This is a genomic window from Pantoea sp. RCC30.1 (assembly GCF_058148845.1).
In genome coordinates, this window is sequence record NZ_JBXUHX010000009.1 from 31,937 (window position 1) to 48,198 (window position 16,262).

The window sequence follows — 16,262 nt, forward strand, 5'->3', positions numbered from 1 at the left end:
GTGTGGTAAAGCAAATCATGGCCCTGACAGCCGCAGTAAAAAGCCAGATAGCGCAATGGTATAAAGCGCTTCAGGAGCAGGTGCCTGATTTCATCCCGCGTGCGCCGCAGCGCCAGATGATTGCCGAAGTGGCAAAATGTCTGGCGGGCGACGATTCGCGCCATCTGGCGGTTGAAGCGCCGACCGGCGTGGGCAAAACACTCTCTTATCTGATTCCGGGCATTGCGGCCAGCCGCGCCCAGGAAAAGCAGTTGGTGATCAGCACCGCCAACGTGGCGCTACAGGATCAAATTTTCACCAAAGATTTGCCGCTGCTGAAGAAAATCATCCCCGACCTCACCTTTACTGCTGCCTTTGGCCGCGGGCGCTATGTCTGTCCGCGCAATCTGGCGGCGATGGCGGCCGACGCCGATCAGCAGGGCGATCTGCTGCTCTATCTGGATGATGACGCGGTCAGCAGCACCAAAGAAGAACAGACGCAGTGCGGCCGCTTACAGAAATCGCTGGATCGCTACCAGTGGGATGGCCTGCGCGATCACAGCGAAGAGAACGTCAGCGACAGCCTGTGGCAGCGCCTCTCTACCGACAAAGCAAGCTGCCTCGGTTCGCACTGTCACTGGTATCGTGAATGCCCGTTCTTTGTGGCGCGACGCGAAATAGAGCAGGTAGATGTGGTGGTGGCGAACCATGCGCTGGTGATGGCGGCGATGGAAAACGAGTCGGTGCTGCCACCGGCCAAAAACCTGATGCTGGTGCTGGATGAAGGGCATCATCTGCCGGAAGTGGCCCGCGATGCGCTGGAGATGAGCGCCGACATCACGCCGGGCTGGAGCAGCCTGCAGCTCGACCTCTTTATCAAGCTGGTAGAGAGCATTATGACGCAGATGCGGCCAAAATCGCCGCCGCCGCTGGCTAACCCGGAGCGGCTGAAAGCGCACTGCGATGAGCTGCGCGAACTGCTGACCGTGACCGCGCAGGCGCTGAATCCGCTGCTGCCGCCGCATAACCAGCCGGGCGAATTTCGCTTTGTGCTGGGCGAACTGCCGCAGGAACTGCTGGAACTCTGTGCCCGGCTGTTCAAACTCAGCGACGCCCTGCGCGGCCTGAGTGAAGGCCTGATTAATGCGCTTAGCGAGCAGACCGGCAAAGTCGATCTGGTACGTCTGCATCGCAATCTGCTACAGCTCAATCGCCAGTTTGGCTGGTTTGAATCGGTCAGCAAACTGTGGCGGCTGGCGGCAATGGAAAAAGCCTCTGGTGCGCCAGTGTCGAAGTGGATCACCCGCGAGCTGCGCGAAGGTCAGGCGCATCTGCTGTTTCACTGTGCCGGGATCCGCGTCAGCGATCAGTTGGAGAAAATGCTGTGGCGCAAAATCCCGCATGTGGTGGTCACCTCCGCCACGCTGCGATCGCTCAACAGCTTCAATCGCCTGCAGGAGATGTCGGGACTCAGCGAGAAAGCGGGCGACCGTTTTGTGGCGCTCGACTCGCCGTTTAACCACGTGGAGCAGGGCAAGCTGGTGATCCCGCAGATGCGCTTTGAGCCGCTGATGACACATGAAGCGGAGCACATCGCCGAGATGGCAGGTTTCTTCCGTCAGCAGATGGCTCAGAAAAAGCACAAAGGGGTGCTGGTGCTGTTTGCCAGCAATCGGGCGATGCAGCAGTTTGTCGCCTGTCTTCCCGACCTGCGGCTCTCGATGCTGGTGCAGGGTGATCAGCCGCGCAGCCGCCTGGTGGACCTGCACCGTCAGCGCGTCACCAAAGGGGAAACCAGTGTTCTGATTGGCCTGCAGTCGTTTGCTGAAGGGCTGGATCTGAAAGGCGATCTGCTGAGTCAGGTGCATATTCATAAAATCGCTTTTCCCCCGGTAGACAGTCCGGTAATTTTGACCGAAGGCGAGTGGCTGAAAAGCCTGAAGCGCTATCCGTTTGAGGTGCAGAGTTTACCCAGTGCCTCATTTACCCTGATTCAACAGGTCGGACGCCTGATTCGCAGCCATCAATGTTATGGCGAAATCGTGATTTATGACCGCCGTCTGCTGAGCAAATCCTACGGCAGCCGGTTATTAGCCGCGTTGCCGATCTTCCCGATTGAACAGCCGGAAACGCCAGAGCCGGAAGCGATACCGGCCACCGTGGTGCCCAAAAACACGGTGCGTAAACGACGTCCCACGCGGCGCTGAGCCGCGCACTTAACCGGAAGCGAGTGATGGAACTGAATAAAATTATTAAAGAGATTGGTCGCGGTAAAAATCATGCCCGCGACATCGATTTTGATACTGCGGTGGCGCTCTATGGCGCGATGCTGGCGGGCGAGGTGCCTGACCTTGAGCTGGGTGGCATTCTGATTGCGCTGCGAATTAAAGGCGAAGGCGAAGAAGAGATGCGCGGCTTTTATCAGGCGATGCAGGCGCAGATGATGCAACTGCGTGCGCCAGAAAACCGGCCGATGCCCGTGGTGATCCCCAGCTACAACGGTGCGCGCCGCCAGGGTAATCTGACGCCGTTGCTGGCGTTGCTGCTGGTGAAACTCGGCTTCCCGGTGCTGGTGCATGGCGTCAGCGACGACGCGACGCGCATCACCAGTGAAGCCGTGTTTGCCGCGCTGGGCATTGCTCCTGTCACTACCGCTGAGGCGGCGCAGGCGAGAATCGATCAGGGCGAGCTGGCCTTTATCACCATCGATCACCTCTGTCCGCCAATGGCGAAACAGCTGTCGTTGCGCTGGCGAATGGGCGTGCGTAACAGTGCGCATACGCTGGCAAAACTGGCGACCCCGTTTGCGGAGCGTGCGGCACTGCGTCTGTCGAGCGTGTCGCATCCGGAGTATGTACCGCGCGTGGCGAAATTCTTCAGCGACATCGATGCGCCTGCGATACTCCTCAATGGCACCGAAGGGGAAGTCTATGCCAATCCACAGCGCTGTCCGGCGATCAGCATGATTCAGGGCGCAGACGCGGAAGCGGAAGTGTGGGTTGAGCGTCAGCCCGAAGTCGCCGTTGAACTGCCGGCCGATAAGACGGCAGAGGTAACCGCGCGCTGGATCGAAGAAGTGCTGAATCAGCAGCGTCCGGTGCCTGCGTCACTGCGGTTGCAGCTCGCCTGCTGCCTGCGCGCCAGCGGCCAGTGCGACTCGCTGGCGGCGGCAGAGCAGCAGATCCTCGCCGCCGGTTACTGACTCAGGCGGCTGGCAGCGCCTGTTCAACCAGGTTCTGCCAGAAAGTAATACCGATCGGCAGCAGCGCGTCGTTGAAGTCATAGCGGGCGTTGTGCAGCGGAGCGGAAGGTGTTTCACCGTCCGCGCCCAGCCAGAAGTAAGCGCCGGGGCAGGCTTCCATCATGCAGGCAAAATCTTCTGACGCCATTGACGGATTGACCTGCCAGTGAACCTGTTCAGCCCCCAGCGTCGCCAGCGCGATGTCGCGCACCTGCTCAGCCGGGGCCGCATGGTTGGCGGTCACCGGATAGCCCGGCAGCCAGTCAATCTCACCGCTGACGCCAAACGGACGCGGCAGGGTCGCCACAAACTCATCAATCAGCCCGCGCACTTTTTCACGCACGCTGGTCTGCAGGCAGCGCACCGTGCCGCGCAGCACAATCTGTTCCGGGATTACGTTGATCGCTTCGCCACCGTGGATCTGCGTCACGCTGACCACCGCCGAGGCGAGCGGGGAGAGGCGACGTGACGGAATGGTCTGCAGCGCCAGAATCAGCTCGGCGGCCACCACCATCGGGTCGGCACCGCTTTCCGGCATCGCAGCGTGGCAGCTTTTGCCGTGCAGCGTAATTTCAAACGAATCCAGCGACGCCATCATCGCGCCGGGGTTAACCGCCAGCGAGCCCAGCGGCAGCCCTGGCCAGTTGTGCATGGCGTAAATCGCATCCATCGGAAAGCGCTGGAACAGTCCCTCTTCCACCATTTTGCGCGCACCGCCCAGATTCTCTTCGGCAGGCTGAAAGATGAAATGCACCGTGCCGCTAAACTGGCGCGTGGCGGCCAGCTGTCGGGCAGCGGCCAGCAGAATGGCGCTGTGACCATCGTGTCCGCAGGCATGCATCACCCCAGGCGTCGCCGATCGCCACTCGGCGTCGCCTTTCTCCGTAATCGGCAGCGCATCCATATCCGCACGCAGGCCGATAACCGGGCCGGGACCGTTTTCCAGCGTGCCGATCACGCCGGTGCCCGCCAGACCACGAAACACCTGCAATCCCACCCGCTCTAACTCATCAGCGATAAACTGGCTGGTTTGCTGTTCCTGGTAACCTAATTCGGGGTGGCGATGAAAATCACGGCGCCAGCGCAGGGCATCTTCAAGCAGGGCAGGGGAAAGGGACATGCAGAGTCGCGCTCCATACAGAATGAGAAGATTTCACTTTAGAGGTCGGATGGCGCGGCGTCTATCGCCGACAGGACGAAAGCTGGCTATAGGCTAAATCAAAATGGAATAAGTAATAAGGAAGTGATGTCCGGGCAGAGCTTCAGAATGGAAAAATGCGAAGAAAACGGGGCAAGCCGCTGCTCGCCCCGTTCAACGTATTACTTCTGCATCGGCAGGTTCAGGTCATGCCCTGCCGCGCAGCTTTGTGCCAGCTCATAACCCGCGTCGGCATGACGCATCACCCCGGTGGCCGGGTCATTCCACAAAACCCGACTCAGACGTGCATCGGCCTCTTTGGTGCCGTCACAGACAATCACCATACCGGCGTGCTGCGAGAAGCCCATGCCAACACCGCCGCCATGATGCAGGCTGACCCAGGTCGCGCCGCCTGCAGTATTCAGCAGCGCGTTAAGCAGCGGCCAGTCAGAGACGGCATCCGAACCATCTTTCATCGCTTCGGTCTCACGGTTTGGTGAGGCTACTGAACCGCAGTCGAGATGGTCGCGGCCAATTACCACCGGCGCTTTCAGCTCGCCGTTGCGCACCATTTCGTTGAATGCCAGACCGGCAAGATGTCGCTCACCCAGTCCCAGCCAGCAGATACGTGCCGGCAGGCCCTGGAAGGCAATGCGCTCCTGCGCCATATCAAGCCAGCGATGCAACGTTTTGTGGTGCGGGAAGAGCTCTTTAAGTTTGGCGTCGGTCTTGTAGATATCTTCCGGGTCGCCAGACAGCGCCACCCAGCGGAACGGGCCTTTGCCTTCGCAGAACAGCGGACGGATATAGGCCGGTACAAAGCCAGGGAAGTCGAAGGCGTTGCTGACACCCTCATCCAGCGCCACCTGACGGATGTTGTTGCCGTAATCCACGGTCGGGATGCCCATATGACAGAAATCGAGCATCGCCTGGACGTGAATCGCCATAGAAGCACGCGCTGCTTTCTCAACCGCTTTCGGCTGTGAAACGCGCTCCTGCTGCCAGCGCGCCAGATCCCAGCCAATCGGCAGATAACCATTTATTGGGTCGTGTGCCGAAGTCTGATCGGTCACGATGTCCGGCTTCGGCCCGCCCGCCTGGGCGCGTTTCACCAGCTCCGGCAGGATCTCAGCGGCATTGCCCAGCAGCCCGACCGAAATCGCTTTTTTCGCGGCGGTCGCTTCGCTAATGATAGCCAGCGCTTCGTCCAGCGTGGTGGCTTTGTAGTCTACGTAGCGGGTACGCAGACGGAAATCGATGCGCGACTCCTGGCACTCAATCGCCAGCACACAGGCCCCGGCCAGCACACCTGCCAGCGGTTGCGCGCCGCCCATGCCGCCCAGCCCGGCGGTGAGGATCCAGCGTCCGCTGAGGTCGTTGTTGTAGTGCTGACGTCCTGCTTCAACGAAGGTTTCGTAGGTGCCCTGAACGATGCCCTGCGCGCCGATGTAAATCCACGAACCGGCGGTCATCTGGCCGTACATCATCAGACCCGCTTTATCCAGCTCATGGAAGTGATCCCAGGTCGCCCAGTGCGGCACCAGGTTGGAGTTTGCCAGCAGGACGCGCGGTGCATCCGCGTGGGTGCGGAAAATGCCGACCGGCTTGCCGCTCTGGATCAGCAGCGTTTCATCCGGCTGCAGCGCCCGCAGCGAACGCAGGATCTGCTCAAAGCACTCCCAGTTACGCGCCGCTTTACCAATGCCGCCATAAACCACCAGATCCTCCGGTCGCTCGGCCACATCGGGATCGAGGTTGTTCTGAATCATGCGGTAAGCCGCTTCAATCAGCCAGTTGGCGCAGTGCAGCGTGGTGCCATGCGGTGCACGAATTTCACGTGCCACAGCCTGAGAAAGAGTTTCGCTCATGAAAGATTCCTTAATTCAAGAAGTTGGGCGCATGCTCGGCAGCAGCGCAGTCAATGCCTGAGGCCAGTCAGCGCGACTTGCCCACTGACGCATTGCCTCGATATCGGGTGCCAGCAGGCGATCCTCCTCAAGGAAGGCGACCTGCTCACGAATGGTGTCGATGGCCTGCTCAATCAGCGCGGAGCTTTTCAGCGGCCGGTTGAATTCAATTCCCTGCGCGGCGGCCATCGCTTCGATGCCCACCACGGCGGCGCTGTTGAAGCACATGCTGCCGAGACGGCGGGCGGCGTAGGTCGCCATCGAAACGTGATCCTCCTGGTTAGCAGAGGTCGGCAGACTGTCTACGCTGCCCGGATGAGCCAGCGATTTGTTCTCAGAGGCCAGCGCGGCGGCGGTGACCTGAGCAATCATAAAGCCGGAGTTCACGCCGCCGTCGCGCACCAGGAAGGGCGGCAGACCGGACAGACCGCTATCCAGCAGCAGCGCCATTCGCCGCTCAGAGATGGCCCCGACTTCGGCAATCGCCAGCGCCAGAATGTCAGCGGCAAAGGCCACCGGCTCGGCGTGGAAGTTGCCGCCGGAGATCACATCGCCGCTGTCGCTGAACACCAGCGGGTTGTCCGAGGCTGCGTTCGCTTCGATTTCCAGAATCCGCGCCGCGTGGCTGAAGTTGTCCAGGCAGGCACCCATCACCTGCGGAACGCAGCGGATGGAGTAGGGGTCCTGAACGCGGCCGCAATGCGTATGCGACTGCAGAATTTCACTGCCCTCAATCAGGGTGGTAACGGCGGCGGCAACCGCAATCTGGCCCTGCTGGCCACGCGCTTTATGGATACGGGCGTCGAACGGTTTCAGCGAGCCTTTGATCGCTTCCAGCGACAGCGCACCGGCCATCAGACCGGCGGCAAACAGGTTCTCACCTTCAAACAGGCCACGCAGCGCCAGCGCCGTCGAAACCTGAGTGCCGTTGAGCAGCGCCAGTCCCTCTTTCGGGCCGAGCACAAACGGCGACAGGCCGACGCTTGCCAGTCCTTCTGTTGCCGGGATCAATTCGCCGTTGAGCCGGACCTGACCTTCGCCCAGCAGCATCAGCGACATGTGCGCCAGCGGCGCGAGATCGCCGGAAGCCCCGACCGAGCCTTTTTCCGGAATGCAGGGCATCACGCCCGCGTTGAACAGCGTCAGCAGCGCCTCAACCAGTTCGATACGCACGCCAGAGTGACCGCGCGCCAGGCTGATGATTTTTGTCGCGACCACCAGACGGGTGACATTGTCGGGCAGCAGATCGCCCAACCCGACGCTGTGTGATAGCACCAGATTACGCTGCAGATCCGCCAGCCGGCTGGCCGGGATTTGTGTCTGCGCCAGCTTACCGAAACCGGTATTAATGCCATACACCACGTTGCCGGAGGCGACAATCGCATCCACGGTCTTCTGGGCTGCCGCAATCGCCTGATGCGCACTCTCATCAAGGCTCAGCGTGACGTTACCCTGATAGATAGCGCGTAATGTGGCGAGGTCCACCTCGCCTGGCACCAGGCGCAATGCCTGAAACGAACCTGACATAATCTACTCCTGTCTATACAAGTGTGCTGGCGTGGCTTAACTGCTTTCCTTACCCTGAACCAGCGGAATAATTCGAGTGAAACATAAGCGTTAATTCTTGTCTATTCTTGTCTATACAATCAATGATGAGAAGCAAGCGTCGTGCCAGACCGATCACAAAAATCATATCTCCGCCCGCTGCGGGTTGTGTGCTAAAAGCGACGGACAGGCTGCACCATCAGGATGCGCAGACTGCACCAGTGGGGCACCGCGCGCGCTACTGGATGTATATACATTCTCGCGGCGAGACAGTAAACTTGGGGAACTTTCAGCATAAGGAACAGCAAATGGTCGAGCATACGGCACTGGCACAACTGACGGCGGCAATGAGCGATGAACCTGCCCCGATTTATCAGCGGGTGAAGCAGGCCATCGTCAGCCAGATCCGTGAAGGGTTGTGGAAAGCGAATCAGCGTGTGCCATCAGAAAGTGAACTGGTGAATGAACTGGGCGTCAGCCGCATGACCATTAACCGGGCGCTGCGCGAACTCACCAGCGAAGGCTTCCTGGTGCGGATGCAGGGCGTCGGAACCTTTGTGGCGGAGATGAAAGGCTACACTGCCATGCTGGAGGTGCATAACATCGCCGATGAGATCGCCCAGCGCGGTCATCAGCACAGCAGCAAAATTCTCGCTATTGGCCAGAATAAAGCCGATCCCGAGCAGGCTGCGGTGCTGGGGCTCACCACCGGGCAGACGCTCTTCCATTCGCTGATTGTGCACTACGAAAATGATCTGCCGGTACAGCTCGAGGACCGTCTGGTCAATCCGTTGGTGGCACCTGATTACCTGACGCAGGATTATGAAAAGATGACGCCGTACACCTATCTGATGCGGGTTGCGCCGCTGACGGCGGGCGAGCACATCGTTGAAGCGGTGCTGCCTGATGCACGTCAGCGTAAACATCTGTCGCTGGATGAACACGAACCCTGCCTGCTGATTCGTCGTCAGACCTGGAGCGACACTAAAATCGTGACGTATGCGCGCCTGCTCTATCCCGGCTCACGTTACAAACTGCTGGGCCGCTTCAGGGGACACGGTTAAGCCGGGTAAACAGCAGCCTGGCATTAAAATCGCACGGGCTGAGTTGTACCTCTTCATCGACCCACCATGCGCCCTGCTGCGCGCTCAGCCTTTCTCCGTCAGCCGTCTGCCACGCGCCAGCCAGAACCCAGGCGACGCCATGCAGTGCGCTGACGGGCATCGTAACCACCTCCACCGTTGCCTGCCATTCACCGCGCCGCGTCATGATATTAAAATCTTCGCTGACGCTGCCCTGCAACTGTGCCGTTAAGGCGAGTTCTCCGGCAAACGCCCACGGCTTTTGCAGCGTCAGCCGATGCTGCACATCAGGCGCGGTTAATAATACTGGGTCGCCATGCAGCAGGGTGATCACCCGATCGATGTCCGGAAAGGCAGAGAAGGGACCATCCTGCGCCAGGGTCGCGATACTGGCGCGCCAGCCGAAGCGATCCCCGCCGGGCGGGAAGCTGATGATTTCGCGGGTCTCGCCACCGCCGTTGCGCCAGCGGCTGACCGCCAGATCTGCGTACTCGAACCGGGCGATCATCGCAGCGCCGCCATCGCCTGAGCAAAGCGCACGGCACACGCCGCCTGCTGGGGATGCACGCCATCTTCCACCACGGCCTTACCTGCGACATAAACGTCGCGAATCTGATCGCGCTGCCCGGCAAACAGCCAGCGGTTCAGCACGGCGTGGGACTCAACGCTGCCGAGCCACGCCTCATCGCGCAGCACCAGCCAGTCGGCACGTTGTCCCACCGCCAGTGCGCCCTGCTGAATGCCGCACGCCTGCGCACCACCCGCTGCTGCCTGTTGCCACAGCAGGTCGCCCACCGATGGCTGGCCGGGCAGGGTGATCCGGTTGCGACGCTGGTCGCGCAGCCGCTGCGCATACTCCAGCCAGCGCAGCTCTTCCTGGGCACTCAGCGAGACGTGACTGTCGGAGCCAATGCCCCAGCGTCCGCCCTGCGCGATATACTCCACCGCCGGAAAGATGCCGTCACCGAGGTTGGCCTCGGTGGTCGGACAGAGGCCCGCCACCGCCCTACTGCGGACAAGGCGTGACAGTTCACTCTCATCCAGATGGGTGGCGTGGATCAGGCACCAGCGCGCATCCACCGCAAAGCGGTTCAGCAGCCAGGCCACCGGACGCTCGCCGCTCCACGCCAGCGAGTCATTAACCTCTTTCTGCTGTTCAGCCACATGGATATGCACCGGCAGCGCCGGATCGCTGGCCGCCAGCACGTCGTGCATCTGGCTTTCACTCACCGCCCGCAGCGAATGGAAACAGAGGCCACGGTTCAGCAGTGGCCGCTGCTGCTGCCACGCATCCAGCCGCGCCTGCTGTTGCAGATAGCGATCGGTCTGCTGGATAAAACGTTTCTGACCGGCCGCCGCGGGCTGATTGCCAAAGCCGCTGTAGCTGTAGAGCACCGGCAGCAGCGTCTGGCCGATACCGGCAATCTCCGCCGCTTCAATCAGTTGTTGCAGCATCGCGTCATCACCGTAGGGCGTGCCGCTGGGGTCGTGATGCAGATAGTGAAACTCCGCCACCTGGGTGTAGCCGCCTTTCAGCATCTCGATGTAGAGCAGGGCGGCAATATCGCCCACCTGCTGCGGCGTCAGGCGCTGCACCATGCGGTACATCAGATCCCGCCAGGTCCAGAAGCTGTCCTGAGGATCGCCCGCTACTTCTGCCAGACCCGCCATGGCGCGCTGAAAGGCGTGCGAGTGTAGGTTGGCGACCGCCGGGATCACCTCGCCGTTGAGCCTTATAGCCTCCTCAGCGTGACTGTCCGGGGTAATGGAGTCGATAAAACCGGCCTGATTGACCGTGATACGCACCTGCTGCTGCCAGCCCTCCGCCAGCAGTGCGCGCGGGGCAAAAAACGTTGCCATGGTTGATCCTCATCGGATGTGGTTGTATATACATATACATACTTTGAGGCACAGTGTAAACGGCGGAGGCATGAGGCAGCGATGGCAGAAGAGATGCGCGTAGAGACGGTGTGGACGGGGGCCGACCTGGTCACCATGCGGGACGGAAAGTACCATCTGATACCTGAGGGCGCGCTGATGGTGCGGGCGGGCAAGCTGGTGTGGGTCGGACCGCAGGCGGAGATGCCCGAGTTCATTGCCGATCAGCATCATCATCTGCCAGGCGGCATCGTGACGCCGGGACTGGTGGATTGTCATACTCATCTGGTGTTTGGCGGTGATCGCAGTCAGGAGTTTGAACAGCGCCTGAATGGCGTCAGCTACGCAGAGATTGCCGCGCAGGGCGGAGGCATTCTCTCCACCGTGCGCGCCACCCGCGCGGCCACTGAAGAGGAGCTGGTGGCGTCGGCTCGCTGGCGGCTCAATCGCCTGCTGGCCGAGGGCGTCACCACCGTGGAGATCAAGTCCGGCTATGGCCTGGATGAAGAGAGCGAACTGCGGATGCTGCGGGCGATTCGCCAGCTGGGAGAGAGCGTGGCCGCCGATGTCCGCGCCACCTGTCTGGCGGCCCATGCCTTTCCGCCGGAGTTTAAGCACGATCCGGATGGCTGGGTCGATATCATCTGCGACCGTCTGCTGCCGCAGGTGCAGGCACTGGGGCTGGCGGATGCGGTGGATGCGTTCTGCGAGCATCTTGCCTTTTCCCCTGAGCAGGTGGCGCGGGTGTTTGACCGGGCGGTGGCGTTGGGTATGCCGGTGAAACTGCATGCGGAACAGCTCTCGGCGCTGGGGGGCGCAGCCCTGGCGGCGCGCTACGGCGCACTCTCTGCTGATCATCTTGAATACGCCACCGAAGAGGATGCCAGAGCGATGGCAGAGCATGGCACCGTGGCGGTGCTGCTGCCTGGTGCGTTTTACCTGTTACGTGAGACACAGCGTCCGCCGGTGGAACTCTTCCGGCAACATGGCGTGCCGATGGCGCTGGCCAGCGATGCCAATCCCGGTACGTCGCCTGCGCTGTCGCTGCGTCTGATGCTTAATATGGGCTGCACCCTGTTTGGCATGACGCCGGAAGAGGCGCTGGCAGGCGTTACGCTGTGGGGGGCAAAAGCGCTGGGGCTGGCTGACAGTCACGGCTCGCTGGAGGCGGGAAAAGTAGCGAACTTCGTGCACTGGCCGCTAGCCCGTCCGGCGGAACTGGTTTACTGGCTGGGTGGTGAACTGCCCTGTACCGTTATCTATCGTGGAGAACCGCAATGAACCCTTTCCATTTTACCCAGGGCAGCCTGCCGCTGCTTGTCAGCATTCCTCACGCCGGTACGGAGCTGACGCCTGGCGTGGAAGCCGGATTGAGTGAGGCCGCGCGCGGCCTGCCTGACACTGACTGGCATATTCCGCTGCTGTATGATTTTGTGCGTGATCTCGGGGCCAGCGTGTTAATCGGTCGCTATTCCCGCTTTGTGGTCGATCTTAACCGTCCGCCCGATAACCAGCCACTCTACACGACCGCCACCACCGGCCTGTTCCCGGAAACCCTGTTCGACGGCACCCCGACCTTTGCGCCAGGTAAAACGCCCGATGCTACGGAGCGCCAGGGCTACATCGATCAGATCTGGCAGCCTTATCATCAGAAGATTCAGCAGGAGCTGACGCGGCTTAAAGCGCAGCACGGCTATGCGCTGCTGTTTGATGCACACTCCATCGCCAGTGAAATTCCCCGCCTGTTTAACGGCCGTCTGCCCGATATCAACATCGGCACCAACGACGGCGCAAGCTGCACGCCTGCCATGAGCGCGGTGATTGAGGCGGTGTGCGCGGCCCAGAACGACTACAGCTGGGTGATCAACGGACGCTTCAAAGGCGGCTACATCACCCGCGCTTACGGTCAGCCGCAGCAGCAGATTGAGGCGGTCCAGCTGGAGCTGGCGCAGCTCAACTACATGGATGAAACCCCGCCGTATGCCTGGCAGCAGGCGCGTGCAGCCCAGTTACAAAATGTGCTGAAGGCGATGATTCACGCCATGCTGGCGCAGGCAAAACCGCAATAAATCAGCGCTGCGCCACCCCGGTGCAACGTTGCGCTAATTGGGTGCGGGAGAGGGTGTATTGCCTGCCTGCTCCCTTCCTCCCGCCCCTTTTTCCGTCTCTGCAGAGCTGGCATAACCTTTGCTTGGTTGTATGTACAAGTTCAGCAGCGAACCCCTATACGTCATAAATTCTGCCTGGCTCACCAAGAGAAAAAGCTGGCGATGAACTGCGCAACGTTAACTTGTATATACATGACATATCATCCTGCGAAATTTATGTTAAATCTCGTCAGGGCAATCACCAGGCCGCTACTTCAGGAGAACCGTATGACACACCCTCTGACTCTTCGTCGTTTATGTCTCACTACGCTGGTTTCCAGTCTGCTGCTCTGTGGCGTCAGCGCCCAGGCCAAAGAGTGGAAGTCGATCACCATCGCCACCGAAGGTAGTTATGAACCCTGGAACCTCACGCTGCCGGGCGGCAAGCTGGGCGGTTTCGAACCGGAACTGATGGCGGATCTCTGCCAGCGCATGGCGATCCAGTGCAAGCTGGTGGTGCAGAACTGGGATGGAATGATCGCCGGTCTGAATGCCGGAAAATATGACGTCATCATGGATGCGATTGTGATTACGCCCGACCGCAAAAAAGTGGTGAATTTCACCGTGCCTTACGCCTCAACGCCCGCCACCTTTATCACGGTGAAAGGGTCACTGCTGCCCGCTGACAGCAAGATCATCAAACTCACCGACGATGAGAAAACCATCGAGCCTGCCATCTCCCCCCTGAAAGCGGCGCTGAAGGGCAAATCGATCGGTATCGCCTCCGGTACGGTCTACACGCCGTTTATCGACAAGTACTTCAAAGGGGTGGCAGATGTGCGTGAATATACCAGCTCAGCCGATGCGATCCTCGATCTGCAGGCAGGGCGTATTGACGCGGTGTTTGACGACGTGACCTTTGCCCAGTCGATGCTGGCGCGGCCGGATAACCGTAACCTCAGTTTCAGCGGTCCACAGCTGGGCGGCCCAATCTGGGGTGAGGGCGAGGCGATGGGCGTGCGCATGGCAGACAATGATCTCAAAGCGCGGCTGGATCAGGCGATCGAAGCCGCGCTGGCCGATGGCACAGTGAAAAAGCTGAGCGAGAAGTGGTTCAAAACTGACGTCGCACCCTGAGTGAGGTAACTGATGATAAGCCTGCTGAGTTTTGGCCCGGACGGCTGGGGACGGTTGATTCTGAGTGCCACGCTGACCACGTTGCTGCTGTCATTTGCCGCGCTGCTGGTCGGTGCGGTGGTGGGATCGGGCGTTGCCGCCGCAAAGTTATCTCCACACCGCGCGGTACGCTGGCTGGGGGAAGGCTATTCGGTGATCTTTCGGGGTATCCCTGAGTTGCTGGTGATCTACCTGTTCTACTTCGGCGGCTCGGGACTGATCACACAGATCGGACAACTGTTTGGCGCGGACGGCTTTATCGAAGCGCCGCCGTTTCTGATCGGGGCCCTGGCGATCGGGCTTATTTCTGGCTCTTACCAGGCGGAGGTCTATCGCGCCGCACGGCTGGCACTGGCGAAAGGGGAGATCGAAGCCGCCGTCGCCATTGGTATGCCGCGCTGGCGCATCCGGCAACGCATCCTGCTGCCGCAGGTGGCGCGCTATGCGCTGCCCGGCCTGTCAAACGTCTGGCAGATGAGCCTGAAAGATTCGGCGCTGGTGTCGGTGACCGGCATTGTTGAGCTGATGCGGGCCAGCCAGATTGCGGCCGGTTCAACCCGGGACTACTTCTCCTTTTACCTGGTGGGCGGAGCCTGTTATCTGTTGCTGACGCTGCTGTCGAATCGCGCCTTTCTGCGGGCCGAATCCCGTCTGGGCCGCGCCTGGCAAAGCCGCACCGCTGCACAGCATTAAGGAGATTTATGATCGATTTCGCGTTCCTCTCTGACACCTTTCTGAAACTCAGCGCGGCGCTGCCGGTCACGCTCGGCCTGTTTATCAGCGCCTTTCTCTGCGGTGGCGTGCTGGCGGTGGGCATTCTGGCGCTGCGCATGAGCCGCTGGCGACTGCTGAGTGCATTTGCCCGTGGCTTCATTCTGGTGTTTCGCGGCTCGCCGCTGATGATTCAACTGTTCCTGATCTACTACGGTCTGGGGCAGTTCGGGGTGATCCGGCACAGTATGTTCTGGCCGTTTCTGCGTGAGCCTTTTACCTGCGCAGTACTGGCGCTGTCGCTCTGTACTGCCGCCTACACGGCGGAGATCCTGCGTGGCGCACTGCTGGCCGTCCCGCCCGGTCAGGTGGAAGCGGGGATGGCGTGCGGCATGTCGCGCGGGCTGCTGCTGCGGCGCATTATCGCGCCGGTGATGCTGCGTTACGCGCTGCCCGCGTACTCCACCGAAGCGATTCTGCTGGTGAAATCGACCGCGCTGGCCAGTCTGGTGACGGTGTGGGATGTCACCGGGGTGGCGCAGCAAATTATCCAGCGTACTTACCGCACCATGGAGGTGTTCCTGTGTGCGGCGGCGATCTACCTGATCCTCAACTTCATCATTGTTCAACTGTATGCCCTGCTGGAGCGGCGTCTGACACCGGTTCATAAACCGGAAAAAAAGCCGTTACCGGCCGCTAAGCCGATCCCCGGAGGAGAAAAAAATGTCTGAACTGCCACCCGTCACGCTATCGGCCAGCGATATCCATAAATCCTTTGGCGCCATGGAGGTGCTGAAAGGCATCTCGCTGCAGGCGCACCAGGGCGATGTCATCTCTATTCTCGGTGCCAGCGGCTCGGGCAAAAGTACGCTGCTGCGCTGTATTAATTTGCTGGAGACGCCCGATTCTGGCGTGGTTAGCGTCGGCGGTGAAACCATTGAGATGAAGCGTCATGCGCGCGGGCACCAGCTGGCGGCTAACCCGCGTCAGATTGAGCGGCTGCGTTCCCGGCTCGGGATGGTGTTTCAGAGCTTTAATCTCTGGTCGCATCTCACCGTCCTGCAAAACGTCATTGAAGGGCCGCACTACGTCCTGAAGCGCGATAAAAAAGCCTGCATCGCCCAAGCGGAACAGCTGCTGGATCGGGTCGGCCTGCTGAATCGCAAAGATTTTTATCCCGCCCAGCTTTCGGGCGGTCAGCAGCAGCGGGTGGCGATCGCCCGCGCGCTGGCGATGGACCCGGAGGTGATGTTGTTTGATGAACCAACGTCGGCACTGGACCCGGAACTGGTGGGCGAGGTGCTGAAGGTGATGCGCAGCCTGGCGGAAGAGGGGCGCACCATGCTGGTGGTGACTCACGAGATGGGCTTTGCCCGCAACGTCTCCAACCGGGTGGTGTTTATGCATCAGGGCACAATTGATTGTCAGGGCACGCCAGAGGCGATGTTTGGCGAGGCCGGTTCGGCGCGCTTTAAGCAGTTTATCTCCAGTCATCATCAGGTGGAGCCGGTGGTATGA

General features: G+C 60.5%; 14 protein-coding genes. 9 read left to right on the forward strand and 5 right to left on the reverse strand.

The annotated features are described in order from the left end of the window. Positions 1-17 precede the first annotated feature (17 nt). Both dinG and ybiB read left to right on the forward strand, forming a co-directional pair. Positions 18-2,186, forward strand: a complete 2,169-nt coding sequence (gene dinG / locus AC2LB6_RS10100) for an ATP-dependent DNA helicase DinG (RefSeq protein ID WP_490093398.1) — start codon at positions 18-20, stop codon at positions 2,184-2,186. A gap of 26 nt (positions 2,187-2,212) precedes the next feature. Beyond that, positions 2,213-3,181, forward strand: coding sequence for a DNA-binding protein YbiB (gene ybiB, locus AC2LB6_RS10105; protein WP_490093399.1), 969 nt, complete (start codon positions 2,213-2,215; stop codon positions 3,179-3,181). A gap of 1 nt (position 3,182) precedes the next feature. Here ybiB and AC2LB6_RS10110 read toward each other — a convergent pair whose 3' ends face one another. The 3 genes from AC2LB6_RS10110 to hutH form a co-directional block, all read right to left on the reverse strand. Then, positions 3,183-4,340, reverse strand: coding sequence for a M20 aminoacylase family protein (locus AC2LB6_RS10110; protein WP_490093400.1), 1,158 nt, complete (start codon positions 4,338-4,340; stop codon positions 3,183-3,185). A gap of 200 nt (positions 4,341-4,540) precedes the next feature. Further along, positions 4,541-6,226 (reverse strand): urocanate hydratase, encoded by a 1,686-nt coding sequence (gene hutU, locus AC2LB6_RS10115; protein WP_490093401.1) that lies wholly within the window; start codon positions 6,224-6,226, stop codon positions 4,541-4,543. Positions 6,227-6,241: 15 nt separating this feature from the next. Continuing rightward, positions 6,242-7,792 (reverse strand): histidine ammonia-lyase, encoded by a 1,551-nt coding sequence (gene hutH / locus AC2LB6_RS10120; RefSeq protein WP_490093402.1) that lies wholly within the window; start codon positions 7,790-7,792, stop codon positions 6,242-6,244. Between the two features lie 326 nt (positions 7,793-8,118). Here hutH and hutC point away from each other — a divergent pair, with 326 nt between their 5' ends. Next, positions 8,119-8,874 (forward strand): histidine utilization transcriptional repressor HutC, encoded by a 756-nt coding sequence (hutC, locus tag AC2LB6_RS10125; protein WP_490093403.1) that lies wholly within the window; start codon positions 8,119-8,121, stop codon positions 8,872-8,874. On the opposite strand, the gene AC2LB6_RS10130 is transcribed toward hutC, so the two are convergent. Both AC2LB6_RS10130 and AC2LB6_RS10135 read right to left on the reverse strand, forming a co-directional pair. Further along, a complete protein-coding gene (locus tag AC2LB6_RS10130; protein ID WP_490093404.1) occupies positions 8,858-9,400 on the reverse strand; it encodes a HutD/Ves family protein in 543 nt (180 codons plus the stop codon). The two genes, hutC and AC2LB6_RS10130, sit on opposite strands and share 17 nt — an antisense overlap. Next, positions 9,397-10,752 (reverse strand): formimidoylglutamate deiminase, encoded by a 1,356-nt coding sequence (locus AC2LB6_RS10135; protein ID WP_490093405.1) that lies wholly within the window; start codon positions 10,750-10,752, stop codon positions 9,397-9,399. Before AC2LB6_RS10135 ends, AC2LB6_RS10130 begins: the two co-directional genes overlap by 4 nt. Before the next feature lie 81 nt (positions 10,753-10,833). Between AC2LB6_RS10135 and hutI the strand changes: the two genes are divergently transcribed. The 6 genes from hutI to AC2LB6_RS10165 all read left to right on the forward strand — a co-directional run bounded on the left by hutI (position 10,834) and on the right by AC2LB6_RS10165 (position 16,262). After that, positions 10,834-12,051 carry an imidazolonepropionase gene (gene hutI / locus AC2LB6_RS10140; protein WP_490093406.1) on the forward strand — a complete coding sequence of 406 codons (1,218 nt, stop codon included), beginning with the start codon at positions 10,834-10,836 and terminating at the stop codon, positions 12,049-12,051. Next, complete coding sequence (gene hutG, locus AC2LB6_RS10145; RefSeq protein ID WP_490093407.1) at positions 12,048-12,839, forward strand: N-formylglutamate deformylase; 792 nt, start codon at positions 12,048-12,050, stop codon at positions 12,837-12,839. The genes hutI and hutG overlap by 4 nt, the downstream gene beginning before the upstream one ends. A gap of 306 nt (positions 12,840-13,145) precedes the next feature. Continuing rightward, positions 13,146-13,994, forward strand: a complete 849-nt coding sequence (locus tag AC2LB6_RS10150) for a transporter substrate-binding domain-containing protein (RefSeq protein WP_490093408.1) — start codon at positions 13,146-13,148, stop codon at positions 13,992-13,994. Positions 13,995-14,006: 12 nt separating this feature from the next. Then, complete coding sequence (locus tag AC2LB6_RS10155; protein WP_013357242.1) at positions 14,007-14,726, forward strand: ABC transporter permease; 720 nt, start codon at positions 14,007-14,009, stop codon at positions 14,724-14,726. A gap of 8 nt (positions 14,727-14,734) precedes the next feature. Further along, positions 14,735-15,475: an ABC transporter permease gene (locus AC2LB6_RS10160; RefSeq protein WP_490093409.1), complete on the forward strand. Its 741-nt coding sequence runs from the start codon at positions 14,735-14,737 to the stop codon at positions 15,473-15,475. Then, positions 15,468-16,262 carry an ABC transporter ATP-binding protein gene (locus tag AC2LB6_RS10165; protein ID WP_003851746.1) on the forward strand — a complete coding sequence of 265 codons (795 nt, stop codon included), beginning with the start codon at positions 15,468-15,470 and terminating at the stop codon, positions 16,260-16,262. Before AC2LB6_RS10160 ends, AC2LB6_RS10165 begins: the two co-directional genes overlap by 8 nt.